Consider the following 25,317-nt stretch of genomic DNA (forward strand, 5'->3'; position numbering starts at 1 on the left):
GTACGCGGGTCAACGGCCGGGAGCGGCGGTGACCAGCAGACTCGTCGCGGCGAGCACGACGAGGACGAGCCCCGTCTCGGCCGCGACCGAGTAGACGAAGGGCCGTACCGTCGCGCGGTCCCCGCGCAGCAGAACGGCGATGTCGAGCCGGGTGCGGACCCAGCCGCGACTGCGCTGGGCGATGAGCAACACCCCGGCGAGCAGGGCGAGTTTGACGAGCAGCAACTGCCCGTAGCCGGTGGCGAAGAGGGCGTCGAACGAGCCGACGACCTGCCAGGTGAGTACGGCTCCGGCCGCCGCGATCGCGGCGACGGACACCCCGGCGAGCATCGAGTAACCGGAGACGGCGGTCGACATCTCGTCCGGGCGGCGGCGCGGCAGCACGCCGGCCAGCAGCAGGGTGAGCCCGCCCAGCCACAGCGAGATGCCGAGCAGATGGACGAGGTCGGCGACCGCGCCCCAACCCGGGTGACCGCCCTCGGAGTTGTGGCCCGCCATGCCCGTGGTGCGCAGCAGTCCCAGGCAGACGACGGCCGCACCGACCCGCCAGCCCGGCGACCGTGCGGCGCGCTCGCCGTTCTGCAGCAGCGCGGCGAGCACCACCGCCGCGAGCACCCACATCAGGGCCCGGCACGCCAGGGCGACACCGACTTCGCTGCCCAGCAGGTCGACGTACGTGGACGCCTTGAACGCGTCGCCGATCGAGCCCATCGCGCCGTACGCGCCCTGTAGCCCGGCCGCCGCCACGGTGGCGACGAGGCCGGCCGCCCAGGACGAGGCGAGGATCCGCCGGGTCCTGCGCTCCCGTGTGCCCTCGGGCCACAGCATCGCCACAAAGGCCAGCCCGCCGACGTACAGCGCCAGCGCGAGATACCCGACCCAGCGGGCGACGGCCCAGGCGGTGCGGACCGTGCCGGACGGCCCGACCGCGGGCGCGGCGGCGCCGTCCGTGGATGTGTGGTCCGGAGCGGTGGAACCGGCGTGCGCGGGGAGCGTGAAGGACAGCGACCCGGAGGTCGGATGCCCGTCCTCCTTGCTGCGTACATGCCAATCCAGGGTGAGGCGACGGCCGGCCTTCTTGGCCTTGCGCTCGGGGACGGTGACGGCCACGGTGTCGCGAACCTTCTCCTGCGCGAGCGCCAACTCGTCGCCGCCCAGCGTGACATGGAGGTCGGCGAGGTCGACGGGCTCGGTGAAGGTGAGTGTGACTTCTTTCGGGGGCTTGTCGAGGCGGGCCCCGCTCTTGGGGGACGAGGACTCCAGCTCGGTGTGTGCGGAGGCGGCGGGGGCCGTGAACAGAAGCGCCAGGAGGGTGAGGACGATGACGTAAAGGGAGCGAGTTCTCACGGCGTCAACTCCGTGAGCAGGGCGGGGTCGGAGGCCAGACCGACACACGGCGAGGGGGTGACCTCTTCGTCGGACGCGGTCTTGTCGCCCCCGTTGGTCAGGCCGTCCAGAAGCCCGGTCACCGGGGTGAGTGCCCCCTTCAGGAGCGGCTGTACGAGGCGGACTTCTCCGTCCGCGCACGACGGCGACGTCGAGGGGGAGGAGGGGGAGGGTGAAGGGGTGGCGGACGGCGGTGATGAGGGGGCCGACGGGGTCGGCGACGTGTGACCGGAATGGCCGGAGCCGCCATCGGGAATGCCACCGGAATTTCCGTGCCCGTCGTGGCTACCCGCGGCTCCCCCCGCTCCTTCCGAACCGCCGCCGGGAATTCCGCCCACGGGCAGCACGCCGGGGTCCCCGGTTCCGGCACCTCCGGAATCCGAGGTGGGGGACTCGGTCGGCGCCGGTTCGGGGCTGCCGGGGGCGGACGGCGAGGCGGGCACCCCGACGGTCGGCGGGGCGGAGCCGGTTGTGGGCTGATCGGCCGTTGCGCCGATGCCGGACGCGTAGCCGAGGACGATGATCACGGCGGCGGCGAGCGCGCCGGCCACGACCTCGTCACGGTGGTCTCCTGGCCAGGAAGCCCTGGCGAAGAAGGACATGAATTTCCTCCTGACGGCGGACCTGCAATGCCAAGGAGTGCATCGACGTCAGGAGTCCCGGTGGATACGCGTCAGTTAATGCGCGGTTTCATTGCCTCATTTCTGCGACCCGGCCCACTGTGAGAAAGGTCTTCACCGGTGGAATGCACGCATTGCCGTACAGAGAGAAATGGCGAAAAGGAGCAAGGTGCTCATCAATTCTTCACGGAATGCCCGCTCCTGCATATGCCTGCCTCGTGGACCACGTCCCCCGCCACCACGACGAGCTCGGCGACGGTGCCGGGGATGTCCTCGGGAGTGGCCCGCAGGATGTCCCGGGAGAGCACGGAGAAGTCCGCGACCTTGCCCACGGACAGTGAACCCCGCTCGTCCTCAAGGAAGTTGGCGTACGCCGAACCCATCGTGTAGGCGTGCACGGCCGTGGCGACGTCGACCGTCTCGTCGGGCATCCACGCCGGGCCGCCGGCCAGCGGCTTGCGGGTGACGGCCGTGTAGATGCCGATCATCGGGTCCATCTCCGCGACGTTCCAGTCGCTGGAGAAGGCGAGCGTCGCACCGGCCGCGTCGAGGGTGCGCATCGGCCACGCCTTGTGCCAGCGGCCCGCGCCGACATTCGCCGCCCAGTCCTGGCCCGGGCCCGCGATCTCCGGTGCGCAGTGCCGCGGCTGCATGCAGGCCACGACACCGAGCTCGGCGAAGCGCGGGGCGTCCGCCGGGTCCAGGCACTCGACGTGCACCACTTGGTGGCGGGCGTCGCGCGGGCCGTTGACGGCGCGGGCCTGCTCGACCGCGTCCAGGACGGTGCGGATGCCCCGGTCGCCGGTGGCGTGCACGAAGCACTGGAAACCGCGTGCGTCCAGCTTCGTGAGCAGGTCGGCGAACTCCTCGGCCGGGTAGAAGGTCTCGCCCCGGTGCCCCCCGCAGCCGGTCGAGTACGGCTCGAGGAGCGCGGCCGTGCGCGGCTCCACGACGTCGTCGATGTACAGCTTGAGCGGGCCGAGTCGCATCCGCTCGTCGCGGTACGCGCGCGTGGCGGCCTCGAAGTCGTCGAGGTCCGCGTCGGAGGTGCCGTGCGGGTGGAACAGGGCGGCGACGAGCCGCGAGCGCAGCCGCCCCTCGGCCCTCGCCCGCTCGAACAGGGCCAGGTCGTCCAGGGAGTTCTGCGGCTCCACCACCGTGGTGATGCCGAACCGGATCGCGTCGTCCAGCGACTTCACGAGCCGCCCGTACTGCCGCTCCGGGGATGCCCACGGCACACCGAGCTCGCGCAGCGCCCGGTGGCCGTCGCGGGACAGCCCACGCACGGCGAAGTCCCGTACGAATCCCGTCGGTTCACCCGTCGTCGGGTCGGTCTGGGCGACGCCGAAGGGGAGTTCCGTGCGGTCGGCCCGGACGCCGAGCCGGTCCAGGGCCGCCGTGTTGAGCCAGGCCGTGTGCACGTCGTAGCTGAGGACCATGGCGGGGGTGTCGCCGGTGACCGGGTCGAGGTCGGCGGCCGTGGGCATCCGGCCGTCCGGCAGCGCCGAGTAGTCGAACGCCTCGGCCTCGATCCAGGCGGCGTCCGGGTTCCGCTCGCGCCACGCGGCGATGCGGTCGTGGATCTCCGAAAGGCTTGCCGCTCCGGCCAGTTGGACGCAGGCGTCGTCCGATCCGAGCCGGACGTGGTTGTGGGCGTCGATGAACCCGGGCAGCACGAGGCGCCCCTCCGCGTCGACGACCCGGGTGTCCGGGCCGGTCCAGGGCCCGGCGTCCGCGTCGTCGCCGAGCCACACGATCCGCCCGTCGCGCACGGCGAGCGCCTCGGCCGCGGGCAGCTCCGGATCGACGGTGTGGATACGGGCGCCGCGCAGGACGAGGTCGGCGGGGGCGGGTTCGGGGGAGTGGTGCTGTGCGCGTGCCATGGGGATGCGGTTCTTTCTCGTACGAGGGTGTGGTGAGGGAAGAGGTGTCAGGCGGTGTGCGGGCGCGCGCTGGTGCGTGCGAGGGCCGCGTACACGACGGCCGCGACGACGGCGCCGAGGGCGCTGAGGTCCATGCCGCCGAGCGGGGCCACGAGCGGGCCGCGCCACAGGGCGCTGTCGCAGGTGAGCGCCGCGAAGACCATGCCGACGACCAGGGCGGTGAGGCCGGCGGGACTGAAGCCGGCGCGGTACCAGTAGCGGCCGGCACGTCCGGTGTGCAGGGACTCGGCGTCGTAGCGGCAGCGGCGCAGCACCATGTCGGTGAGGAAGACACCGCCCCACGGCGCGAACACGATGACGAGCAGCGAGAGGAAGGAGAGCAGCGACTCCGTGAAATCGACCAGGAACAGCGCGGCGAGCGAACCGGCGGCCGTCACCGCCGCGCTGATCAGGATCGCCTTCGCGCGGCTCCAGGGGATGCCGAGGACCTGGAGGTTGAGGCTCGACGAGTACAGCGTGATGATCGAGTTGGTGACCGAGCCGCCGAGCACCAGGGCGAGGAAGAGCGGCTGGAACCAGGTGGGCAGCAGCCCCTGCGTCCCGGCCACCGCGTCCGTGAGGTCGGCCTGCGTCGCGGCCGCCGCGCCGGCGACGCCGAGGGCGACGGAGGAGATGAGTCCGCCGAGTGCCCCGTTCCAGGTGAGCGCGCGCATCGTGGTGGTCGTCGGGAGGTAGCGGGTGTAGTCGGCGGGCATCGGCACGTAGCTGATCGGGCCGGCGAGCACCACGACGAACGCGAGGGACCAGCCGGCCGCACCGCCCGGCGCGGGCGCGGCGCCGGTGTCCGTGCCCGGCAGCAGGAACAGCAGCATCGCCGCGAACCCGATGGTCAGCGCGTACGCCAGCCAGCGCTCGGCCCACTGCACGGTCGCGTGGCCCCACAGGGCGACGGCGAAGGTGAGGGCCAGGGTGGCGGCGAGGCTCGCGGCGCGGGCGGCGGTGCCGTGCCAGCCGAGTTCGGCGCAGATCGCCTGGAGCGCGAGCACGCCGACGACGGTGTTCACGATGGTGTAGCCGATGCTGACGATCCAGTTCAGCAGGCCCGCCGGCCAGTTGCCGCGCACGCCGAACGCGGCGCGGGAGATCACCAGCGTCGCCGTGCCCGTCCGTACGCCGCTCATGCCCGCCGCGCTGATGGCGAAGAACGTCAGGCCGCCGAGGACGACCGCGAGCACCGCCTGCCAGAAGGACAGCCCGAACGAGACGGCGAGCGCGCCGTTGATGACGTAGGTGAACGTCAGGTTCGAACCGAACCAGAGCCAGAACAGGTCCCGCGCCCCGCCGTGCCGTTCGGACTCCGGGATCGGGTCGATGCCGTGCTCCTCGACCTGGAACACCTCGTCCCGGGGTGCCTGGGCGGGCGCGTCCCGCGCGGTCGGGGGTGCGGTCATGCCGTCGCCTCTCATCGCAGGGGAACGGCTTGAATGCCGTTCAAGAACCTTGAATGGCATTCAAGATGCGGCGCGGTGCCGCCCCACGTCAAGAGGTAGGCTGCGATCCGTACGAACAGTGGTGAGGGGCGGAGCGGATGGCAGGGTCGACAGCGGCACGGCCGGGACGGCCGGGCGGCGATCTGCGGACCCGTACGCTCCAGGAAGCGACGGCCGTCGTCGCCGAGCAGGGCCTCGCGTACCTGACCATGGCCTCGCTCGCCAAGCGGCTCGGCACCAGCGGCGGCCACCTGCTCTACTACTTCGGCTCGAAGAACCTGCTGCTCGTCGAGGCCCTGCGCTACAGCGAGGCCGCGCTCACCGAGGAGCGGGCGGGGCTGCTGGCCCGCCGGGTGACCCCGGCCCGCCGGCTCGACCTCTTCCTCGACCTGTATCTGCCGGCCGGCCCCCGCGACCCGCGCTGGATGCTCTGGATCGAGCTGTGGGCACGCTCCGGCGCCGACGACGAACTGCGCGCCGCGCAGCAGGAGTTGGACCAGGGCTGGCAGCGCGACCTGGAGGCGATCCTCGCCAAGGGAGTCGACCGGGGCGCCTTCGCCGTCGACGACGTCCCCGGCCGCGCGGCCCAACTCCTCGCGCTGCTCGACGGTTTGAGCACCCGCGTCGTCCTGGGCCAGCCGGGCGCCGAACGCCGCCAGGCGCTGGCCGCGGCGCGCTCGGCGGCGGCGGCGCTGGTGCCCGCGGCCGACAGGCCCTAGCACTCGTTCGCGGGCCCCGAGGAAGCGCACGCATACCGGTGCTCGGGCCGGCCCGCGTCGCCGTAGCGCAGTGACAGGTCGAGCACCCCCTGCTCCTGGAGGTAGCGGAGATAGCGCTGCGCCGTCGAGCGGCTGATGCCCGTGCGGGAGGCCACGTCATGGGCGGACAGCGGGGTCTCGGCGGCCGCGAGGACCTCGCGGATCAGCTCCACCGTGGGGCCCGACCAGCCCTTGGCCGGTGTCGGCGGGGCACCGCCCGCCGGCGCCCGCACCGCGCCGAAGATGCGGTCGATCTGCTTCTGGCCCGGAGTCGCCGCCCCGCCCGCGTCCCGCAGGGTGCGGCGCAGCTCGGCGTAGCCGTCCAGGCGGGAGCGCAGCCCCTCGAACGTGAACGGCTTGACGAGGTAGTGCAGCACGCCGTAACGCAGCGCCGCCTCGACGACGTCGACGTCCTGCGCGGCCGTGACCATGATGACGTCGCTGCGCACACCGCGCTGGCGCAGCGCGCGCACGAGGTCGAGGCCGGTGCGGTCGGGCAGATAGTGGTCGAGGAGCAGCAGGTCGACATGCCGGTCCTCCAGCATCCGCATCGTCTGCAGGGCGGTGTGGGCCGTGCCCACGACACGGAACCCCGCCACCTTCTCCACATAGGCGGCGTTGATCTCCGCGACATGGAAGTCGTCGTCGACCACCAGAACGTCCATCACGGTGTGTCTCCTGGATGTTGGCGTGCGGTCAGGGCGGCGACCGGGACGGGTCCGGGCGGCGCGCCCCGCGAAACGATGTCGGGGAGAACGACCGTGAACACGGCGCCGCCACCCGCCCGCGCGGCGACCCGGGCCGTCCCGCCGTAGCGTTCGGCGAGGCTGCGGACCATGGCGAGGCCCAGGCCGCGGCCGCGGTGGGCGGGCGACTCCTTCGTGCTCCAGCCCTCCTGGAAGATCGTGTCGCGCAGCTCCACCGGCACACCGGGCCCGTTGTCGCTGACGCGGAGCACCACCGTGTCGGCCTCGACGAAGGCCTCGACCTCGACGACGGGGCGGGCCGCCCGGCCGCCGCCGACCACGTCGAGCGCGTTGTCGATCAAGTTGCCGAGGACGGTCACGAGGTCCCGCGCCTCGATCGGCCCGGAGGGCAGATGGGTGCGGTCGGAGAGCCGCAGCGTCACCCCGCGTTCCGCGGCGATCGCCGACTTCCCGGCCAGCAGCGCCGAGACCATCGGCATCCTCACGCGCTCCGCGACCTCCCCGGCCGAGGCCCGCCGGGCGCTGGTCAGACCGGCGACGTAGCTGCGTGCCCGCGCGCCCATGTCGAGATCGAGATAGCCGAGGACGGTGTGCAGACGGTTGGCGTGCTCGTGGTCCTGGGCGCGCAGCGCGTCCAACAGGCCCTTGGTGGAATCGAGTTCACGGCCCAGGAGCTCCACCTCGGTGCGGTCCCGGAGCGTGACCACCGCGCCGCCGTCCGGCGTCGGCATCCGGTTGGCGATCAGCACCCGGTTCCCCCGGACGGTCAGCAGATCACGGCCGGTGACCTGCCCGGTGATGACATCGCGGGACCGGCCGGGCGGCAGCACGTCCTTGAGCGCGCGTCCCGCCGCCCCGTCCTCCAGCGCGAGCAGCCGCGCCGCCTCGTCGTTCACGAGCCGCACCCGCTCGCGTCCGTCCAGCGCGATGACACCTTCCCGTACGGCGTGCAGCATCGCCTCCCGCTCCGACAGCAGCGCCGAGATGTCACCCACCGAGACACCATGGGTGCGCTTGCGCAGGATGCGGGCCACCAGCAGCGCGGCGCAGGCACCGGCCGCGAGCGCCGTGCCCGCGTAGCGCAGCAGCCCCGGCAGGGCAGCCATCAGACGGTCCTGCACCCCGGAGTACGCGATCCCCACCGACACCGCGCCGATCACACGGCCGGAGCGGTCCCGCAGCGGCACCTTCGCCCGCGCCGACGTGCCCAGCGTCCCCCGGTCGATCTGCAGCACCACGTGCCCGTGCAGCGCGAGCGACGGATCGGTCGACACATGGTGTCCGACCTTGCGGACATTGGTGTGCGACCAGCGGATTCCGCGCAGGTCCATCACCACGACGTACAGCGCGCCGGTCGCCGCACGGGTGCGCTCGGCCTGCCGCTGCACCGGCCCCCGCGGATCGGGCGCGCTCGTGAGCAGTCCGGAGGCGATCGCCGGATCGGCCGTCGTGGTCTGCGCGATGGCCAGCGCCTGATGCTCCGCCTGGTCGTCCAGCTGGGTGCGCAGCGGCTGCAGGAACAGCCCCGTCAGCAACAGCAGTACGCCCATGGTGATGAGCAGTTGCGCGATCAGCACCTGCGCGAACACCTGCCTGGGCCAACCGATGCGCATGCGGGCCACGGTGACACCTGCCTTCGGGAACTCTCCCGCGCGAGCGGACGTTTCGCGGGGGTGAACGCACCGTAGCCGCAGGTGTTTTGGCCGGGGAAGGCCCCGGGCGCCACCTCCTGCGCGCGCCGTCGGCACAATGAGCACAATCCCCTGCAACGGGCACAACCGGCGGTTGCGGGCCAATACTTCCCAGGCCGTGCCGCCGTTCCTAACGTTCCGCGGCATGACAAGCCTGCCAAGCCCATCGAGTCCGGCCATCGAACTGCGCGGTGTCCGCAAGGCCTTCAGCACCCCGTCAGGGACCCCGCACACCGCGGTCCACGACCTCGATCTGACCGTCGGGCAGGGCGAGTTCGTCGCCGTCGTCGGCCCCACCGGCTGCGGGAAGTCCACCACCCTCACCCTGGTCAGCGGCCTGGAGGAACCGACGGAGGGCGAGGTCATGTTGTCGGGCACGCCGGTGCGGGGCATCGACGAGCGGGTCGGCTTCGTCTTCCAGCAGGACGCCGTCTTTCCCTGGCGCACCGTTCTGTCGAACGTCATGGCGGGGCCCCGGTTCCGTGGTGTGCCGAAACCGGAGGCCAGGGAGCGGGCCCGCGCGTGGCTCGCCCGCGTCGGCCTGAGCTCCTTCGAGGACCGCTACCCGCACCAGCTGTCGGGCGGCCAGCGCAAGCGCGTCGCCCTCGCCTCCACCTTCGTCAACGACCCGTCCATCCTGCTCATGGACGAGCCGTTCTCCGCCCTCGACGTGCAGACCCGCGCCCTGATGTCGGACGAGCTGATGGAACTGTGGGCCGGCACCGGCTCCTCGGTCGTCTTCGTCACCCACGACCTGGAGGAGTCCATCGCGCTCGCCGACCAGGTCGTCGTCATGACCGCGGGACCCGCCACCGTCAAGGAGATCTTCACGATCGACCTGCCGCGGCCCCGCCGCGTCGAGTCGATCCGCCTGGAGCCGCGCTTCGTCGAGATCTACCGCGAGATCTGGTCCTCGCTGGGCGAAGAGGTCCGCATCACCCGCGAAAGGAGCGCCCAGCATGCCGCCTGACACCTCGACCGCCCCCGCCGCCACCGTGGTCAAGCCCGCACGCTCCGAGGAACGCGCGCGAGCCGCGCGCCGCCGCCGCGGCATCGTCCTCCTGTCGCGGGCCGCGCTGCTCGTCCTCGTCCTCGGCATCTGGGAGTGGTTCTCCCGGGCCGGCGTCATCGACCCGTTCAACTTCTCCATGCCCTCGAAGATCTGGGACCAGATCCAGCAGTGGGCCCTGCACGGAACCCCGCAGGGCTCCCTCCTCGAACAGATCTGGTACACGCTCTACGAGGCACTGCTCGGCTGGGTCATCGGTGTCATCGGCGGCGTGGTCCTGGGCATCGCGCTCGGCCGCGTCCGCTTCCTCGCCGACGTGATGGGCCCCTACATCAAGGTCCTCAACGCGCTGCCGCGCATCGTCCTCGCCCCGATCTTCCTCATCTGGTTCGGCCTCGGACCGGCCTCCAAGGTGGCCTCCGCGGTCGTCCTGGTCTTCTTCCCGGTCTTCTTCAACGCCTTCCAGGGCGCCCGCGAGGTCGACCGGCACATCATCGACCACGCCCGCATCCTCGGCGCCCGCGACCGGCAGGTCACCTTCCAGGTCGTCATCCCCGCCGCCACCTCGTGGATCTTCACCAGCCTCCACGTCAGCTTCGGCTTCGCCCTCATCGGCGCCATCGTCGGCGAGTACATCGGCGCCACCAAGGGCATCGGCCTGCTCGTCTCCGCCTCCCAGGGCACCTTCAACTCCGCGGGCGTCTACGCCGCCATGGTCATCCTCGCCGTCGTCGCCCTGCTCGCCGAGGGACTGCTCACCTTCCTGGAGAACCGGCTCTTCCGCTGGAAGCCCGCCGGTCACGACGCCCGCTGAACCTCCGCCTTCCGCCGCACCCTCACCGTCCGCTGCACCTTCCCCGCCCGTTTCGTCCGTCAGGAGCCGTACATGTCCCGTCGTACTCTGACCACCAGACTGACCGCCGCCACTGCGGCCCTCGCCGCCCTGGCCGCGCTCAGCGGCTGCGCCGACGAGGTCTCCTCCAAGTCCGCGGACGGCGCCGGGGGAGGCGGCAAGGGAGGCAAGGTCAAGATCATGGTGGGCGGCATCGACAAGGTCATCTACCTGCCGGCGATGCTGGCCCAGCGCCTCGGCTACTTCAAGGACGAGGGCCTGAACATCGAGCTGCTGAGCGAGCCGGCCGGCATCGACGCCACCACCTCCCTCGTCGCAGGCAACGTGCAGGGCGTCGTCGGCTTCTACGACCACACCCTGGACCTGCAGACCAAGGGCAAGCAGGTCGAGTCCGTGGTGCAGCTGGCCCGTACCCCCGGCGAGGTCGAGGTCGTCTCCAACAAGGCGGCCGGCAGCCTCAAGTCGCCCGAGGACTTCGCGGGCAAGAAGCTCGGTGTCACCGGCCTCGGCTCGTCCACCGACTTCCTGACGAAGTACCTCGGCGTCCACGACGGTGTCTCCACCGACAAGTTCACCAACGTCGCCGTCGGCGCCGGGCAGACGTTCATCTCCGCCCTGAAGAAGGGCTCGATCGACGGCGGGATGACCACCGACCCGACCGTCGCCCAGATCGTCGACAAGAAGCTCGGCAAGGCCGTGGTCGACATGCGGACCCCCGAAGGCTCCAAGAAGGCGCTCGGCGGCCTGTACCCGTCGTCCAGCCTGTACATGAACACCGACTGGGTGAACGGGCACAAGGACACCGTCCAGAAGCTGGCCAAGGTGTTCGTCCGCACCCTCAAGTGGATGTCCGCGCACAGCGCCAAGGAGATCGCCGCCAAGATGCCCGGCGACTACGCGCAGGGCGGCGCGGGCCTGTACGCGCAGGCCATCGACAGCACGCTGCCCATGTTCACCAAGGACGGCAGGATGCCGGCCGACGGACCCGCCACCGTGCAGCGGGTCCTGAAGTCCTTCAATCCGAACCTGAAGGACGCCACCATCGACCTGAAGAAGACGTACACGACCGAATTCACCGACAAGGCCAACTGAACAGGCCCGCGGCGGACTTGTGCGGCCGTCAGCCGCCGTACACGTCCTCCACGTACCGTCCCTCGGCCATCAATTCGGTGAGCCACTGCTCGGCCGCCGCCTCGTCGGCGCCCGGTGTGCGTTCGCGGTGCAGTGCCCGGAACGCGGCGCGCACACCCGGTGCCATCCGGGCGCCGTCCCCGCACACGTACACCCGCGCCCCCGCGTCGAGGAGGCGGCCGATCTCGGCGCCCTCGGCGGCGATGCGGTGCTGGACGAAGGCGTGGCCGTCGACCGGGGCGTCGCTGAAGACGGGGCGGAGGGAGATCGCGCCCGCGGCGTCGGCGGCGCGGAGTTCGTCGGCGTGCATGAAGTCCCGCTCGGGGTGGTCGCAGCCGAAGTAGAGGAGCGCGGGAGCCTGTTGGGTGCCCTGCGCCGCTCGTTCGGCGACCACTCCGCGGAACGGGGCGAGGCCCGTCCCGGCGGCGATCATGATGACGGGCTCCGGGGTGTCAGGGCCGATGCGGAAGGCGTCGCGGCACGGCTGGACGCGTCCGAGGACGGTGTCGCCGGGGCGGAGGGCGGCCAGGTGGTGCGAGCCGGTGCCGCGGTAGCGGCCGGTGCCGGAGGCGGCGGGCGCGTCGAGCACGGACACCATCAGGTCGACGTGGCCCGGGAGTTCGGCCGGGCTGGACGAGATGGAGTAGTGGCGCGGGCGCAGCGGCGGAAGGAGGCCGAGGAGGAGGTTCCAGTCGAGGGCCTCGCGCAGCGCCGGGTGGTCCTCGACCAGGTCGAGGAAGGTGCGCGGGTCGTCGGCGGGCAGCTCCCGCAGCGCTGCGGCCTCCGGCGGGCAGGGGTTGGCGGCGGCGAGCGCGGCCACCTCGTCCGGGCCCGGGCGGTGCTGCAACTCGACGTGGAACGTGAGCAGTTCGCGTACGGTCACGGGCCGGTCGAGGGGCAGGGCATCGCGCCGCGGACGGGCGTCCCGGATGTCGAGCAGCGCGTCCGGGTCGAGATCGAGGACCTTCAGCGCGCGGTCGACGAGCCCGTCCTCGTGCGCGGGCAGGACCGCGAGGTGGTCGCCGGTCCGGTACGACGCACCATCGGGCAGCGCGAGCCGCACGAACCGCTTGACGCGGGGGTGGCCGGGCGCCGTCAGGTCGCGTGCCTCGGTGACCGTCAGCGGGTCGAGCCCGTGCCTCGCCGTCGCGGCGGCCAGCGGCCCACCGGTGATCTCGCGGATCTCGTACGGGGCGGTGGACTCGGCGGGGGTGTTCGCGGCGGTGGCCTCCGGGTCGCCGTACCGCTCCAGGAGGGCGGTGCGCAGGTCGGCGGTGAAGGCGCGGACGGTGCCGCCCAGGTCGCCGGAGGCGTCGGCGGCGGCCCGCTTGCACAGCCGGTCGGCGCCGTGCGCGGCCAGGTGCTCGTCGATGTGGGTGGGGAAGTGCTGGTAGGTGGCGGCCCAGTTGCGGTCACCGACACCGAGCACGGCGTACGACACACCCTCGGTCGGTGTGTCGGTGTCGAGCAGTCGGGCGGCGAACTGCCCGGCGTCGTCGGTGGGACGGCCGTTGTAGGACGCGGCGACGATCACCACGGGACGGTCGGCCGGCAGACCGTCCGCGTACGCGTCCAGCGGGGCGACCTCCGTGTCGCAGCCGAGCGCCGCGGCCTCGTCGGCGAGCTGGGCGGCGAGCCCCGTGCAGGTGCCGTAGTTGCTGCCGTGCAGGAACAGGGCGCGGGTGCCGGGGAGGACGCGGGTCGGCAACTCGCCGTCCCGCACGGCCTGTTCGCCCTGTGTCGCGGCGCCCGGCAGCGGAGTGTGCCGGCGGTCGGCCGGGGTGCGCGGCGCGAGGGTGAGGGTGAAGCCGTCCGGCTTCAGGGTGAGGGTCTCCTTCACCGTCAGCTCGTAGTCGGCGTGGTCGACCAGGCGGTAGCGGTGCACGAGCATCGCGAGCAGCATCGTCGCCTCATGCAGCGCGAACTGCCTCCCGATGCAGGCCCGTTCGCCCGTACCGAAGGGCTTGAAGGCGTGCGGCGAACGTGCCGCCTCCGCCTCCGGCGTGAACCTGTTCGGGTCGAAGCGCTCCGGGTTGTCGCCCCACACCGGCTGCCGGTGCAGCATCGGCGCCATCACGAGCACGCCCTGCCCAGCACGGACCGGGACACGGCCGCCGAGCAGCGTGTCCTCGCGGGCCTCCCGGCTGAACGCGGCGGCCGTCGGCCACAGCCGCAGCGCCTCGTTGAGGACCTGCCGGGTGTACGTGAGCCGGCCGACCTCGTCGAAGTCCGGCTCCGGGTCCGTGGTGTCACCCCACAGGGCGTCCACCTCGCGGCGTACGAGGTCGAGGACGGCCGGGTTCTTCGCGAGGTAGTACAGGGCGAAGGACATGGCACCCGACGTCGTCTCGTGCCCGGCGATCAGGAACGTGATGACCTGATTGCGGATGTTGGCCGTGTCCAACGTGGAGCCGTCCACCGGGTGTTCGGCTGTCAGCATCAGGCCGAGCAGGTCGTCGGTGTGCCGCTCCCCGCTCTCGACGCGCGCGCTGATCACGTCGTCGACGACCTGCGCCAGATAGTCGGCGTCGGCGCGGAACGCCGCGTCGGCGGCCTCGTAGTCACCGCCGGGCACCCGCGCCAGGCGCTTCATGCTCCACTCCAGGCAGCGCACCATCGCCTCGACGAACGGGTGCGGCTCGCTGCTCTCGAAGGAGGCGAAGTCGTAGCCGAAACCGGCGAGTCCGATGGTGTCGAGCGTCATCCGCGTCATGTCACCGGGCACGTCGACCGGGCTGCCGTCGCCCGCCGCCAGGTCCCAGGACTCGACGAGGCGGCGCGCCACCTTGTACATCACCGGGTGGTACGTACGCATGGAGCCGAGCGCGAAGGCCGGCATCAGGATGTCGTGGGCCCGCGCCCAGTTCGGCTCGTCGTTGTAGGCGGTGAACAGGCCGTCGGCGGCGAACTCGCGGACGTTGCGCAGTGCAGGACCGATGCCCTTGGCGAACCGTGTCTCGTCGGCGAGCTCGGTGACGAGGTCGAGCTCGGACACGAACAGGGCGTCCCGCCCGTGCACCCGCCGCACCAGCACGGGACCGTGCTCCCGCATCAGGCCCATGACCTGCTGCAGCGGTCCGGCGCCGAGGCCGGTGGCGGTGACGTCGATCACGGGGACACCGGCGTCGGCGTAGGCGCTGTCCTCGGGGGTCGGTGTGGGGGAGTCCGTCATGGTGGGGGCCTTTCACGGAAGGGGACCTGCTGGCGCGGAGTGGGGAGCTGCGGCTTCCAGCTTGATCCGCTCCCCCCGCTGGCCAGGCCCCGTCCACTACATGATTGTGTAGTGGCTGACGGTGTATCGGACTTGTGCGCGGACGCCGTCCGTGGCAGAGCGGTGCGTACGGGGGCGGGAGGTGAGGAGTCGGTGGACACCGGGGACGCCGTGGTGTGGCGCAATCGCGCGATGGTGCTGTTCGACCGGATCCCGATGCCGGTCGCGGTGTGCGACCCCTACGGCGACGTACGACTGGTGAACGCCGCGTTCGCCCTGGAGTGGGGCACCACAGCGGGCCGGCTCAAGGGACGTTCGATCCTCGACCTGTTCGTCCCGGTCGACGCGGCCCAGGTCGACCGGATCACCCAGGCGCAGAAGACGGGCCGTCGTTCCCGTTACACGGTGGCGGTGGCCTGGCGCGGCGGCGACGGGGTGCGGCGCCGGGGCGAGTTGATCGTCGACACGGTGAGCGAGCGGGCCAATCGCGTGCCGGATCTGCTGGTGACGGTACGGGTCTTCGACGCGTCGCCCGTGCCCGACCCGATGCCGTCCACGGCCGCGCCGACGCACCCGCAGGAGGCGCGGATCCTGGCGCTGCTCGCCGCCGGCGCGACGACGGCCCGAGCGGCCCGCGAGGCCGGCCTGACGACCGACGGCGTCACGTACCACCTGCGTCAACTGTCGCGCCGCTGGGGCGCGTCGAACCGCACGGAGCTGGTGGCGCGGGCGTATGCGGAGGGCGTGCTGGTGGCGGGGGTGTGGCCACCGCGGGTCGCGTCGCCGCCGCCCGAGGCGGGCGCCTGACGGTACGTCACAGGAGCCCGCGACCGGTCAGCGCGGGGTGTCGGTGAGTTGTGTCCCGATGACGGCGAGCAGCTCCAGCTTGTCCGCGCTGTCGGTGCCCAGCGCGGGCGTGAACCACAGCAGCCGCTGGCGGCCGTCCTCGCTGAACAGGTTGAGGCAGTTGACCTCCAGCGTGCCGAGGCTGGGGTGGTTGATGCGCTTACGGTCGTTCGCCCGGACCTTGACCTCGTGCCGGGCCCACAGGGCGGCGAACTCGGCGGAGCGCGTGGTCAGTTCGGCGATGAGGGCGCGGGCCTCGGGGTCCTTCGCGTCGCGGCGCGCCGCCGCGGCCCGCAGATCGGCGACGAACGCGCGGGACTGCGCCTCGTGATCCGCCTCGGGGTACAGGCGCCGAGCGTCGGGGTCCGTGAACCAGCGGTGCACGAAGCTCACGTTCTTGCCGCGGAACCGCGCATGGTCGCCGAGCAGCGCGACGGCGAGCGGGTTCTGCACGAGCGTGACGTGCAGATCGGTGATGACCTGCGCCGGCGTCGAGGTCAGCCGCGTGAGCAGATCCAGCATGCCGGGGTGCACATGCGCCTGCGGCCCTCCGGCGGCGGGCAGCGGGCGCTCGGCGAGGCGGTACAGATAGTCGCGCTCGTCCGACGTCAGGCGCAGCGCGCGGGCCAGCGCCGCGAGCATCTGCTCGGAGGGCTGGGAGCCCGCGCCCCGCTCAAGCTCGTTGTAGTAGTCGACCGAGGCGCCCGCGAGCTGCGCCACCTCCTCGCGGCGCAGCCCCGGCACCCGGCGGCGCGGACCGGTGACCAGGCCGACGTCCTCGGGGCGGATGCGTTCGCGGCGCGAGCGCAGGAAGGCGCCGAGCTCGGTGTACTTGCCGGTGTACTTGAGAGAAGCCACGCGCCCAGTCTGCGCGCATGCGGCCCGCCGATGGGCCGCCGACCCAGGGGATGACATCCCCTGGCACGCACGCCGCGGGCGCCGCATCGTGGATCGCATGGACCACGCCGGCAGTTCTGCGGAAGCGCCCCGCCGGACGACATCGCCCACGTCGTCGCCCACCACCCCACCTTGTGCAAGCAACGAACCATTTGTGAAGGGAACGCACCCCATGCCCTACGCCAACCTCAAGGTGCCCGCCGACACGCTCACGGCGGCCTCCAAGAAGAAATTGCAGGACGCCGTCACCGACGCGTTCGCGGACGTCTACGGAGAGCGCGCCCGCGCCACCACCCTCGTCATCCTCGAAGAGGTCGCCGACGGCGGCTGGAGCCTGGGCGGCAGCGTCCTCAACGCCGGTATCCTCGGGCGCAGTTGAGATCCGCGAGCACCTTCCGCGGGGCCGGGTGAACACACCCGCCCCCACCCTTCGTATCCCTGGGCGAAAAGCCGGCCGCAGGCTCAACGAAGGGGTGACCATGGTCGAGGGGTGCGGGTCCGCCGCAGGCACGGTCGCCGGGCGGTACCGGCTCCTGGAGGTCGTCCACCGGGAGACGAACCACGTCTGCTGGCGTGGTGAGGACCTGGAGGCCGCGCGCCCCCGGCTGCTCACCCGGATCGTGCTCCCGGACGGCACGGACCGGAAGGCCGCCCGCCGGATCACCGCTCGCGTCCTGCGCACCGCCGAGGCCGTCCGGCTGCTGAGGCCGGGCCGGGTCGCCACGGTGGTCGACGCGGTCACGGAGGCCGGGGCGCTGTGGACCGTCACCGAGGGAATCGAAGGACTGCCGCTGGGGGAACTCCTCGACGTGGAGGGGTCGTTCACGTACATGCGGGCGGCCCGCATCGGTCTCGAACTGCTCGACGTGCTGGACGCCGCCCACGCGCAGGGCATCACCCACGGCGAACTCGGCCCCGGCCAGGTGTTCCTGCGCGAGAGTGGCGGCATCGTACTCACCGGCTTCGGCCTGGCCGGCGTCACCCTGGCCCAGAGAATCACCGCGCCCGCGTACGCCGCCCCGGAACAGGCCCGCGACGAACGCATCGGACCCGCAGCCGACCTGTGGGCGCTCGGCGCGCTGCTGTACCGGATGGTCGAGGGCCGGCCGCCGTACCGTGACCGGGGCCCGGCCGAGCTCACGCTGCGGAGCGTGGACCGGCAGCCGCTGCGCGCCCCGCAGCGGGCCGGCTCGCTGACCCGGGCCGTGGAGGGGCTGCTGAGGAAGGACTCCCGGGAGCGGCTTCCCCGAGGCGTGGTGCGCGAGGTCCTCAGCCGCGTACTGGACGAGGATCCGGACGCGGTCGCCGCTCCGCTCCCACGGCCCCGGCTGCGGGGCTGCGCGTACGCGGCGGCCCGGAGGGCGGGCCGGGCATGGGGCAGGCGGGCCATGGCGGCGGGCACCACTCTGGCCGTCGTGACCGTGACGGTCGCGGTCCTGGCCGTCACCCATCAGCCGCCCGGCTCGGGCTCGTCGGGCTCCTCGTCGCCCGGCGCTGCTTCTGGGCGCGCTCCTGCCCCGCGTCCCACCGTCTCCTCCTCCCCAGCACCTGCCCTGCCGCCCGGCTTCCGCCGCTACGACGCGCCCGAGGGGTTCTCCCTCGCCCTGCCGACGGGCTGGCGGCGCCAGGGCATCACGCGTGCGCCGGACGGCGCCTACCGCGTCGACTTCGGGGCGAGCGGGGACGACCGCCGCCTCGCCGTCACGTACACCGAACGCGTCGACCGGGACCCGGTCGCGGTCTGGCGCGACGACGTGGAACCCGCACTGCGGCAGCGGACCGGGTACCGGCGCGTCGGGGCCATCCGCGGCACGACCTACCAGGGGTTCCGGGCCGCCGACATGGAGTGGCTGGCCGGCAGCGGGAACGAGCGGGTGCGGACCTTCGGGCGCGGCTTCCGCCTCGGCGGCGAGCGCGGCTTCTCGCTGCGCTGGACGACCCCTGCCGACACCTTCACCGCGACCACGAACCGCCAGGCGCTGCGCGTCCTGTTGAAGTCGTTCGACCCGGGCAGGGGATGAGACACGTAGTCGGCGATGACACACGCAAAAGCCCGGACCGCCCGCAAAGGGGTGGTCCGGGCTCTTACGTAGAGGGTGGTTACGCCGGGCTCTCGCCCGCCTCCAGCTCCCCCAGGTCCACGTTCTTCGTCTCCTTGCTGCACAGCAGCGCGACGAGGGTGAGGACGGCCATCGCCGACAGGTAGACGCCGACCAGCCACGGAGAGCCGTCGCCGGCCTCCCACAGCGCCACCGCGATGAACGGGGCGACGGCCGCGCCGAGGACGGAGCTGACGTTGTACGAGATGCCGGAGCCGGTGTAGCGCACGGACGTCGGGAACATCTCCGGGAGCAGCGCGCCCATCGGGCCGAAGGTGAGGCCCATCAGCGTGAAGCCGAGGACCAGCCACAGCACTACACCGAGCGTGCCGAGCCCGATCAGCGGCACCCACGCCAGGCCGAACACGAAGATGCCCGCGGTGATCCAGGCCAGCGTCTTGCGGCGGCCGTACTTGTCGGCCAGCGGCCCGGAGATCAGCGTGAACGCGGCGAAGAAGACCACGCCGAAGATCAGCATCAGCACGAACGTGGTGTAGCTGTAGCCGAGCCCGGGGACGGCGGCGTCCTTCGCGGTGCGGCCGTAGCTCAGCGAGAACGTCGTCATCAGGTAGAAGAGCACGTACGTCGCCAGCATCGCGAAGGTGCCGAGGATCAGCTGCTTCCAGTGGTGCCGGAACACGGTCGCCAGCGGCAGCTTGCGGACCTTCTTGGTCTCCTGCGTCTTGGTGAAGACCTCCGCCTCGACCAGGCGCATCCGCACCCACAGGCCGATCGCGACCATCACGGCCGAGAACAGGAACGGGATCCGCCAGCCCCACGACAGGAACGCCTGCGAAGGCTGCGAGGGGTCGGCGCCCGCCGCGGACGGCAGGAGGGCGGCGATGACCAGGAAGAGGCCGTTGCCGATGATGAACCCGAGCGGCGCGCCCAGCTGCGGGAACGTACCCCACAGCGCCCGCTTGCCCGGAGGCGCGTTCTCCGTGGCGACCAGCGCCGCGCCGCTCCACTCGCCGCCGAGCGCGAAACCCTGCGCGAGCCGCATCAGCACGAGGAACGCGGTGGCGACCCAGCCGATCGACCCGTACGTGGGCAGCACGCCGATGAGGAAGGTGGCGATGCCCATCGTGAGCAGCGAGACGACCAGCGTCTTCTTGCGGCCGAGCCGGTCACCGAGGTGCCCGAAGAAGGCCGCGCCGATGGGCCGGGCCACCATCGCCGCGCCGAACACGGCGAACGACGACAGGAGCGCGGTGGTCGGGTCGCTGCTGGGGAAGAAGAGCGCGGGGAAGACGAGTACGGCTGCGGTCGCGTAGACGTAGAAGTCGTAGAACTCGATCGTCGTTCCGATGAGGCTGGCGATCAGGACCCGCGAACGCGGGTTGACCGGCGCGGCCGGGTTCGGGCCGGAGGCGGGTGACGGCGCGGCGGTCTTGGCAGGGGCCGGGCCGGTGGCAGAAGCGGACATCTTCGGGTCAATCCCAGGGGTGTTGCGGTGTGCGTCCACCGGCACGGGACGCCGGCGACCCTCGTACCGGTCGGACGGTACGAGGATCACAACCTTTCATGTGTCTCACTCACCGGTAATGGGTGTTCGATATGTGAGACACGTAAAGGTGTGGCGGTCCGCCTACGCCGCCATCCACCGCTCCAACCCGGCGGCGTCCAGGGGCAGTTCGGTCGACAAGACCTCCGAACCGGCCTCGGTCACCAGGATGTCGTCCTCGATGCGCGCCCCGATACCGCGCAGTTCCGGCGGCACGGTCGTGTCATGGGCGTGGAAGTACAGGCCCGGCTCGACCGTGAGCACCATGCCGGGAGCCATGCGGGCGCCCTGGTACGCGGAGTAGTCGGCGCGGGCGCAGTCGTGCACGTCGAGGCCGAGGTGGTGGCCGATGCCGCACACCAGGTACCGGCGGTGGTGCTGGCCCTTGGGGGAGAGGGCCTCGTCCACGGAGACCGGCAGGAGGCCCCAGTCGTCGAGGCCGCGCGCGACGACCTCCATCGACGCCGTGTGGAAGTCCGCCCACTCCCGCCCCGGACCCACGGCGTCGAGCCCGGCCCGGTGCGCGCGCTCCACCAGGTCGTGCACGCGGCGCTGGGCGTCGGTGAAGCGGCCGGACGCCGGGAAGGTGCGGGTGACGTCGGCCGTGTAGTAGCTGCGTGTCTCGACGCCCATGTCCAGGAGCACCGCCGCGTCCTCGGCCACGGGCCCGTCGCAGCGCACCCAGTGCAGGGTCGCGGCGTTGCGGCCGCTGCCCACGATCGTGGCGTACCCGGGGCCGTTGCCGTACGTGCGGGCGTAGCGGTCGAAGGTGCCCTGAAGCCAGCGCTCGCCGCCGCCGCGCACGGCCGCGGGGAACTCGCGGACCACCGCGGCGAAGCCCTCGACCGTACGGTTCACGGCCTCGCGCAGCTGGCCGATCTCCCACGCGTCCTTGATCATGCGCAGCTCGGAGAGCGTCCGGCCGAGGTCGGCGGAGGCCGCGATCCCGTGGCGGCGGGCCGTGTCGGGGTCGAGCGGGCCGGTGAGCAGCGGGCCCTGCGACGCGCACGCGGCCAGCGCCTCGTCCAGGGCACCCAGCGGCGCCGTGTCCACGCGCAGCGCCTCGCGCCAGTCGTCCAGGCCGGGGGCCGGGCCCACCCACAGTTCGCCGTGCGCCGCGTCCGCGAAGAATCCGGTCTCGCCGGGGCGGGCCGGCGGCGGCAGATACAGCACCGCGTCGTGACCGCCGGGGGAGGGGCGAAGGACCAGGACGGCGTCCTCGACCGAACAGCCGGTGAGCCAGTAGAAGTCGCTGTCGGGCCGGAAGTCGTACGCCGTGTCGTTGCTGCGCACCGGGGCCCGTCCGGCGGCGACCACGAGCGGCCGACCGGCGAACTCGGCGCTGAGCCGCGCCCGGTGCGCGGCGGCCGCGTCGGCGCCCCCCGGCACGGTCGGCGGCGTCCGGTCGGCCTCGTCCCAGCCCTGGCCCATGTACGCGGCGAAGTCCGGCAGTTCGGCGAGGCGCGGCATCCGGGGATCCGGGGTGCTCGACCTGGGCACGGAGGTGGCGGGGGTCGTCTCGGTCATGCCGACTCCACTCCTTGAGAGGTCCGGGGAGCGGCACGCCTGCGGCGGTCCCACTCCGGGTTGATGCGCGGGATCGCCCCGAGCAGGGTGCGGGTGTACGCGTCCCGCGGCTGGTCGAAGACGTCCGCGGCGCGGCCGGACTCGACGATACGTCCCTGGTGCATCACCGCCACGCGGTGGGCGATCCGGCGCACCACGGCGAGATCGTGGGCGATGAACAGGTAGGAGAAGCCGTTCTCCCGTTGCAGGCGCAGCAGCAGATTCATCACCTGGGCCTGCACCGACACGTCGAGCGCGGACACCGCCTCGTCGCAGATCACCAGCTGCGGGCCGACCGCGAGCGCGCGGGCGATGCCGATCCGCTGCGCCTGCCCGCCGGAGAACTGCGCCGGATAGCGCAGCGCGTGGTCCGGGTTCAGGCCGACGCGCTCCATCAGCTCGCGGGTGAAGGCGCGGCGGCCTCCCGGGATCGGCAGGTGCTGGTAGTCGAGCGGGGCGGTCAGGATGCGTTCGACGGTGTGCCGGGGGTTGAGCGAGGAGTACGGGTCCTGGAACACCACTTGTACGTTGCTGCGGAAGCGGGCGAGCGCGGCGCCGCTCGCGTGTGTCACGTCCTCGCCCGCGAACTCCAGGGTGCCGGCGGTGGGTTCCATCAGCTTGGCCACCAGGCGTGCGGTGGTCGACTTGCCGCTGCCGGACTCGCCGACCACCGCAAGGGTCTCGCCGGGGTGGATGTCGAGGCTCACGTCGTCGACCGCGGTGGTCACGGACGTGCGGCCGAGCGAGCCGCGCGTGGTGAACGTCTTGGTCAGCCCGCGGGCGCGCAGCAGCGGCGCGGGTGCGGAGCCGCAGTGGTCGGGGGTCACCGGGAGTCCTCCTGTGCCGCGCCGAGCGGTGTCAGATCGGCGAGCGTTCCGCCGGGCTCGGCCAGTTCGTCGTCGATGCGGGGGATCGCCTCCAACAGCTTTCTCGTATACGCGTGTTGGGGCGCGCAGAAGACGTCCTCCGTCGTCGCGTACTCCAGTTGCTCGCCGCCCCGCATCACCAGCACACGGCCCGCCAGGTTGGCGATGACCGCCAGGTCGTGGGTGATGAACAGCATGCCGGTGCTGGTCTGTTGCTGGAGTTCGGTGAGGAGCGTGAGGATCTGGTCCTGCACGGTGACATCAAGGGCGGTGGTCGGCTCGTCCGCGATCAGCAGCGCCGGCTCGCACACCAACGCCATGGCGATCATGACACGTTGGCGCTGGCCGCCGGAGAACTGGTGCGGGAAGTGGTCCACACGCTCGGCGGGCCGCGGGATGCCGACCTGGCCGAGCGCCTCGACGGCCTGTCTGCGTGCCGCCCGCCGGGAACCGCCGCGGTGGCTGCGGTAGGCCTCGGCGATCTGCAGGCCCACCGTGTAGTACGGGTTGAGCGAGGACAGCGGGTCCTGGAACACCATCGACATCGCGTCGCCGCGCAGCCGGCGCAGCTCCCGGTCGGGGCGGCCGAGCAGCTCGCGGCCCTGGAAGCGGACGCTGCCGCTGGTGCGCGCGCCGCGTGGGAGCAGGCCCATGACCGCGAGTGAGGTCATGGACTTCCCGCTGCCGGACTCGCCGACGATGCCGAGGGTCTCGCCCCGCTCCACGGTGAACGACAGATCGCGGACGACATCGACGGGGCCGCGCCCGGTGGGGAACGTGACGGTCAGGCCCTCGACCGTCAACAGGCCTTCTGTAGAAGCGCGTTGGTTCGGGAAATCAGTCATGACGCGGTGATCCTCACGCGCGGGTCCAGGAAGGTGTAGAGGACGTCGACGACGAGGTTGCCGAGCACCACGAAGAAGGCCGCGAGGAGTGTGACCGCCATGATGACCGGCTGGTCGTTCTTGGAGATCGCGTCGGAGGCCATCTTGCCCACGCCGTTGAGCCCGAAGACGGTCTCGGTGATGATCGCCCCGCCGAGCAGCCCCGCGAAGTCCATGCCGAAGAGCGTGGTGATGGGGGTGAGCGCGGGTCGCAGAGCGTGCCGGCGCATCAGCAGCGTCGGCCGCAGCCCCTTCGCGCGCGCCGTGCGCACGAAGTTCTCGGAGAGGGTGTCGATGACGTTGGAGCGGGTCAACCGCGCGTACAGACAGGCGTATCCGGTGGCGAGCACGATCCACGGCATCAGATATGACTCGAGCCACATCTGCGGATCGTCGCCGAAGGAGACCGCCGCGGGGAAGGGCAGGATCTGGAGCTTGACCACGAGCACGTACTGAAGGGCAAGCGCCAGCACGTAGTTGGGGATGCTGGAGCCGCCGAGCGCGAGACTCATCGCGCCGCGGTCCCACCAGGTGCCCTCCTTGACGCCGCTGAGCAGCCCGCAGGCCACCCCGGCGAGCAGCCACAGCACGGCGGCGCCGATCGCGACGGTCGCGCTCACGGGAAGGCGCTGGAGCACCATGTCCCAGACGGACTGGCCGCTCTGGAAGCTGTAGCCGAGGCAGGGGGCGTGGCAGTGCACGAGGTTCGCGCCGCTGCCGTAGTCGCGGCCGACGACGATACCGCTGAGGAAGTCCCACAGCTGGGTGAAGAACGGCAGATCCAGGCCGAGGGACGACCTGATGGTCTCGATCCGCTCGGCGGTGCAGGTCTTGCCGCAGATCATCACGGCCGGATCGGGGGAGAGTTGAAAGAAGATCAGATACGTGAAGACGCAGACGGCCACGAGGATGAGCGCCACCCAGGCGAGGCGTCCGGCGAGATAACGGGCCATCAGACGGCCTCCCCCGCGTCGAGTGCGTGCCGGATCCGGTCGCCGAGCACCGTCAGCGAGAGCACCGTGCCGAACAGGAAGGCGCCGGGGATCGCGAAGTACAGCGGGTCGACCTGGTACCAGGAGACCGAACTCGCGATCATCTGCCCCCAGGATGCCGTCGGCGGGGTGACACCGACACCGAGGAAGGACAGACCCGCCTCCGTACCGATGTAGCCCGGCACCGACAGCGTCGCCATCACCAGGACCGAGTTGCGCAGATTCGGCAGGATCTCCTTGAACACCAGCGGCCACTTGGCCGCGCCCGACGCCCTGGCCGCCTCGACGAACTCCCGCTCGGCCAGCGCGAGTGTCTGCCCGCGCACCACGCGCGCCAGATACGGCCAGCCGAACACGCTGAGCACGACGACAAGCAGCGGTGCCCGGCCGCTGCCCGGCAGCGCGGACAGGATCGCGATCATGAAGATGAGCGCGGGGAACGCCATCAGGAAGTCCATGAGCCGGGAGATCACCGTGTCCACCCAGCCGCGCAGGAACCCGGCGAGCACCCCGAGCACCGTGCCGATCGCGGTGGTGATCAGGGTGGCCGCGACGGCGATCAGCAGCGAGGTACGGGCCCCGTAGGCGATCCGCGCGAACACGTCGCGGCCGTTCTGCGGCTCGACGCCGAACCAGTGCTCGGCGCTGATCCCGCCGAACGAGCCGCGCGGCAGGCCACCGATGTCGGTGTCGACGGCCGCGCGGTCGAAGGCGTCCGGGCCGTGCCCCGTGATCATGGTGAGCAGCGGGGCGAACAGCGCCATCAGGACGATCAGGAGCAGGAAAGCGGTGCTGAGCACCGCCCCGACATCGCGGGACAGGGCGTGCAGGACCCGGCGCCCGGTGGAGCCGGGCAGCTCGGTGCCCGGCGGCGCGCCGGCCGTGCCCGGCTGCGCCTCTTGGAGGACGGAAGTGGACATGGCG

General features: G+C 71.9%; 21 protein-coding genes. 7 read left to right on the forward strand and 14 right to left on the reverse strand.

Annotation, left to right across the window (positions count from 1 at the left end; translation table 11 throughout):
- Positions 1-9: 9 nt before the first annotated feature.
- The 4 genes from ACOKM3_RS37520 to ACOKM3_RS37535 all read right to left on the reverse strand — a co-directional run bounded on the left by ACOKM3_RS37520 (position 10) and on the right by ACOKM3_RS37535 (position 5,340).
- Complete coding sequence (locus tag ACOKM3_RS37520; RefSeq protein WP_426905725.1) at positions 10-1,347, reverse strand: copper resistance CopC/CopD family protein; 1,338 nt, start codon at positions 1,345-1,347, stop codon at positions 10-12.
- Positions 1,344-1,988, reverse strand: a complete 645-nt coding sequence (locus ACOKM3_RS37525) for a hypothetical protein (RefSeq protein WP_426905726.1) — start codon at positions 1,986-1,988, stop codon at positions 1,344-1,346. Before ACOKM3_RS37525 ends, ACOKM3_RS37520 begins: the two co-directional genes overlap by 4 nt.
- A 194-nt stretch (positions 1,989-2,182) precedes the next feature.
- Positions 2,183-3,889, reverse strand: coding sequence for an amidohydrolase (locus ACOKM3_RS37530; RefSeq protein WP_426905727.1), 1,707 nt, complete (start codon positions 3,887-3,889; stop codon positions 2,183-2,185).
- A 47-nt stretch (positions 3,890-3,936) separates the two neighbouring features.
- Positions 3,937-5,340 carry a purine-cytosine permease family protein gene (locus ACOKM3_RS37535; protein WP_426905728.1) on the reverse strand — a complete coding sequence of 468 codons (1,404 nt, stop codon included), beginning with the start codon at positions 5,338-5,340 and terminating at the stop codon, positions 3,937-3,939.
- A gap of 137 nt (positions 5,341-5,477) precedes the next feature.
- Between ACOKM3_RS37535 and ACOKM3_RS37540 the strand changes: the two genes are divergently transcribed.
- A complete protein-coding gene (locus ACOKM3_RS37540; protein ID WP_426905729.1) occupies positions 5,478-6,098 on the forward strand; it encodes a TetR/AcrR family transcriptional regulator in 621 nt (206 codons plus the stop codon).
- On the opposite strand, the gene ACOKM3_RS37545 is transcribed toward ACOKM3_RS37540, so the two are convergent.
- Together ACOKM3_RS37545 and ACOKM3_RS37550 are read right to left on the reverse strand one after the other, a co-directional pair.
- Positions 6,095-6,805, reverse strand: coding sequence for a response regulator (locus ACOKM3_RS37545; protein WP_426905730.1), 711 nt, complete (start codon positions 6,803-6,805; stop codon positions 6,095-6,097). The two genes, ACOKM3_RS37540 and ACOKM3_RS37545, sit on opposite strands and share 4 nt — an antisense overlap.
- On the reverse strand, positions 6,802-8,457 hold the full coding sequence (locus ACOKM3_RS37550; protein ID WP_426905731.1) for a sensor histidine kinase: 1,656 nt from the start codon (positions 8,455-8,457) through the stop codon (positions 6,802-6,804). The genes ACOKM3_RS37545 and ACOKM3_RS37550 overlap by 4 nt, the downstream gene beginning before the upstream one ends.
- Positions 8,458-8,680: 223 nt before the next feature.
- On the opposite strand from ACOKM3_RS37550, the gene ACOKM3_RS37555 reads away from it, so the two are divergent.
- The 3 genes from ACOKM3_RS37555 to ACOKM3_RS37565 all read left to right on the forward strand — a co-directional run bounded on the left by ACOKM3_RS37555 (position 8,681) and on the right by ACOKM3_RS37565 (position 11,489).
- Positions 8,681-9,505 (forward strand): ABC transporter ATP-binding protein, encoded by an 825-nt coding sequence (locus tag ACOKM3_RS37555; protein WP_426905732.1) that lies wholly within the window; start codon positions 8,681-8,683, stop codon positions 9,503-9,505.
- Complete coding sequence (locus tag ACOKM3_RS37560; protein WP_426905733.1) at positions 9,495-10,358, forward strand: ABC transporter permease; 864 nt, start codon at positions 9,495-9,497, stop codon at positions 10,356-10,358. The genes ACOKM3_RS37555 and ACOKM3_RS37560 overlap by 11 nt, the downstream gene beginning before the upstream one ends.
- Positions 10,359-10,430: 72 nt before the next feature.
- A complete protein-coding gene (locus tag ACOKM3_RS37565) occupies positions 10,431-11,489 on the forward strand; it encodes an ABC transporter substrate-binding protein (RefSeq protein ID WP_426905734.1) in 1,059 nt (352 codons plus the stop codon).
- Positions 11,490-11,517: 28 nt separating this feature from the next.
- Here ACOKM3_RS37565 and ACOKM3_RS37570 read toward each other — a convergent pair whose 3' ends face one another.
- On the reverse strand, positions 11,518-14,700 hold the full coding sequence (locus tag ACOKM3_RS37570; RefSeq protein ID WP_426905735.1) for a cytochrome P450: 3,183 nt from the start codon (positions 14,698-14,700) through the stop codon (positions 11,518-11,520).
- A gap of 231 nt (positions 14,701-14,931) precedes the next feature.
- Here ACOKM3_RS37570 and ACOKM3_RS37575 point away from each other — a divergent pair, with 231 nt between their 5' ends.
- Positions 14,932-15,546: a PAS domain-containing protein gene (locus ACOKM3_RS37575; protein WP_426906996.1), complete on the forward strand. Its 615-nt coding sequence runs from the start codon at positions 14,932-14,934 to the stop codon at positions 15,544-15,546.
- A gap of 27 nt (positions 15,547-15,573) precedes the next feature.
- Here ACOKM3_RS37575 and ACOKM3_RS37580 read toward each other — a convergent pair whose 3' ends face one another.
- A complete protein-coding gene (locus ACOKM3_RS37580; protein ID WP_461856267.1) occupies positions 15,574-16,443 on the reverse strand; it encodes a helix-turn-helix transcriptional regulator in 870 nt (289 codons plus the stop codon).
- Between the two features lie 211 nt (positions 16,444-16,654).
- On the opposite strand from ACOKM3_RS37580, the gene ACOKM3_RS37585 reads away from it, so the two are divergent.
- Together ACOKM3_RS37585 and ACOKM3_RS37590 are read left to right on the forward strand one after the other, a co-directional pair.
- Complete coding sequence (locus tag ACOKM3_RS37585) at positions 16,655-16,861, forward strand: tautomerase family protein (protein ID WP_426905738.1); 207 nt, start codon at positions 16,655-16,657, stop codon at positions 16,859-16,861.
- A 100-nt stretch (positions 16,862-16,961) separates the two neighbouring features.
- A complete protein-coding gene (locus ACOKM3_RS37590) occupies positions 16,962-18,503 on the forward strand; it encodes a serine/threonine-protein kinase (protein WP_426905739.1) in 1,542 nt (513 codons plus the stop codon).
- Positions 18,504-18,582: 79 nt separating this feature from the next.
- Here the strand turns inward: ACOKM3_RS37590 and ACOKM3_RS37595 are convergent, their stop codons facing one another.
- From ACOKM3_RS37595 to ACOKM3_RS37620, 6 genes are all read right to left on the reverse strand, one after another.
- Positions 18,583-20,007 (reverse strand): MFS transporter, encoded by a 1,425-nt coding sequence (locus ACOKM3_RS37595; RefSeq protein WP_426905740.1) that lies wholly within the window; start codon positions 20,005-20,007, stop codon positions 18,583-18,585.
- 162 nt (positions 20,008-20,169) lie between these two features.
- The gene (locus ACOKM3_RS37600; protein WP_426905741.1) at positions 20,170-21,612 is read right to left on the reverse strand and encodes an aminopeptidase P family protein; all 1,443 of its coding nucleotides are present in this window, start codon (positions 21,610-21,612) and stop codon (positions 20,170-20,172) included.
- Positions 21,609-22,478, reverse strand: a complete 870-nt coding sequence (locus ACOKM3_RS37605) for an ATP-binding cassette domain-containing protein (protein WP_426905742.1) — start codon at positions 22,476-22,478, stop codon at positions 21,609-21,611. The genes ACOKM3_RS37600 and ACOKM3_RS37605 overlap by 4 nt, the downstream gene beginning before the upstream one ends.
- Entirely contained in the window at positions 22,475-23,362 is an 888-nt protein-coding gene (locus ACOKM3_RS37610) for an ABC transporter ATP-binding protein (RefSeq protein ID WP_426905743.1), read from the reverse strand. The genes ACOKM3_RS37605 and ACOKM3_RS37610 overlap by 4 nt, the downstream gene beginning before the upstream one ends.
- The gene (locus ACOKM3_RS37615) at positions 23,359-24,354 is read right to left on the reverse strand and encodes an ABC transporter permease (RefSeq protein ID WP_266717189.1); all 996 of its coding nucleotides are present in this window, start codon (positions 24,352-24,354) and stop codon (positions 23,359-23,361) included. The genes ACOKM3_RS37610 and ACOKM3_RS37615 overlap by 4 nt, the downstream gene beginning before the upstream one ends.
- Entirely contained in the window at positions 24,354-25,313 is a 960-nt protein-coding gene (locus ACOKM3_RS37620; protein ID WP_426905744.1) for an ABC transporter permease, read from the reverse strand. The genes ACOKM3_RS37615 and ACOKM3_RS37620 overlap by 1 nt, the downstream gene beginning before the upstream one ends.
- Positions 25,314-25,317: the final 4 nt, after the last annotated feature.

The sequence above is a fragment of the Streptomyces nidicola genome (assembly GCF_050106155.1).
GTDB lineage: Bacteria > Actinomycetota > Actinomycetes > Streptomycetales > Streptomycetaceae > Streptomyces.

What these genes read in the sequence shown, in the direction of transcription:
- ACOKM3_RS37525 (WP_426905726.1), bottom strand. Translation starts at nt 1,988, where the DNA reads ATGTCCTTCTTCGCCAGGGCTTCCTGGCCAGGAGACCACCGTGACGAG.
- ACOKM3_RS37530 (WP_426905727.1), bottom strand. Translation starts at nt 3,889, where the DNA reads ATGGCACGCGCACAGCACCACTCCCCCGAACCCGCCCCCGCCGACCTC.
- ACOKM3_RS37535 (WP_426905728.1), bottom strand. Translation starts at nt 5,340, where the DNA reads ATGACCGCACCCCCGACCGCGCGGGACGCGCCCGCCCAGGCACCCCGG.
- ACOKM3_RS37540 (WP_426905729.1), top strand. Translation starts at nt 5,478, where the DNA reads ATGGCAGGGTCGACAGCGGCACGGCCGGGACGGCCGGGCGGCGATCTG.
- ACOKM3_RS37550 (WP_426905731.1), bottom strand. Translation starts at nt 8,457, where the DNA reads ATGCGCATCGGTTGGCCCAGGCAGGTGTTCGCGCAGGTGCTGATCGCG.
- ACOKM3_RS37555 (WP_426905732.1), top strand. Translation starts at nt 8,681, where the DNA reads ATGACAAGCCTGCCAAGCCCATCGAGTCCGGCCATCGAACTGCGCGGT.
- ACOKM3_RS37560 (WP_426905733.1), top strand. Translation starts at nt 9,495, where the DNA reads ATGCCGCCTGACACCTCGACCGCCCCCGCCGCCACCGTGGTCAAGCCC.
- ACOKM3_RS37565 (WP_426905734.1), top strand. Translation starts at nt 10,431, where the DNA reads ATGTCCCGTCGTACTCTGACCACCAGACTGACCGCCGCCACTGCGGCC.
- ACOKM3_RS37570 (WP_426905735.1), bottom strand. Translation starts at nt 14,700, where the DNA reads ATGACGGACTCCCCCACACCGACCCCCGAGGACAGCGCCTACGCCGAC.
- ACOKM3_RS37575 (WP_426906996.1), top strand. Translation starts at nt 14,932, where the DNA reads ATGGTGCTGTTCGACCGGATCCCGATGCCGGTCGCGGTGTGCGACCCC.
- ACOKM3_RS37585 (WP_426905738.1), top strand. Translation starts at nt 16,655, where the DNA reads ATGCCCTACGCCAACCTCAAGGTGCCCGCCGACACGCTCACGGCGGCC.
- ACOKM3_RS37590 (WP_426905739.1), top strand. Translation starts at nt 16,962, where the DNA reads ATGGTCGAGGGGTGCGGGTCCGCCGCAGGCACGGTCGCCGGGCGGTAC.
- ACOKM3_RS37595 (WP_426905740.1), bottom strand. Translation starts at nt 20,007, where the DNA reads ATGTCCGCTTCTGCCACCGGCCCGGCCCCTGCCAAGACCGCCGCGCCG.
- ACOKM3_RS37600 (WP_426905741.1), bottom strand. Translation starts at nt 21,612, where the DNA reads ATGACCGAGACGACCCCCGCCACCTCCGTGCCCAGGTCGAGCACCCCG.
- ACOKM3_RS37610 (WP_426905743.1), bottom strand. Translation starts at nt 23,362, where the DNA reads ATGACTGATTTCCCGAACCAACGCGCTTCTACAGAAGGCCTGTTGACG.
- ACOKM3_RS37615 (WP_266717189.1), bottom strand. Translation starts at nt 24,354, where the DNA reads ATGGCCCGTTATCTCGCCGGACGCCTCGCCTGGGTGGCGCTCATCCTC.
- ACOKM3_RS37620 (WP_426905744.1), bottom strand. Translation starts at nt 25,313, where the DNA reads ATGTCCACTTCCGTCCTCCAAGAGGCGCAGCCGGGCACGGCCGGCGCG.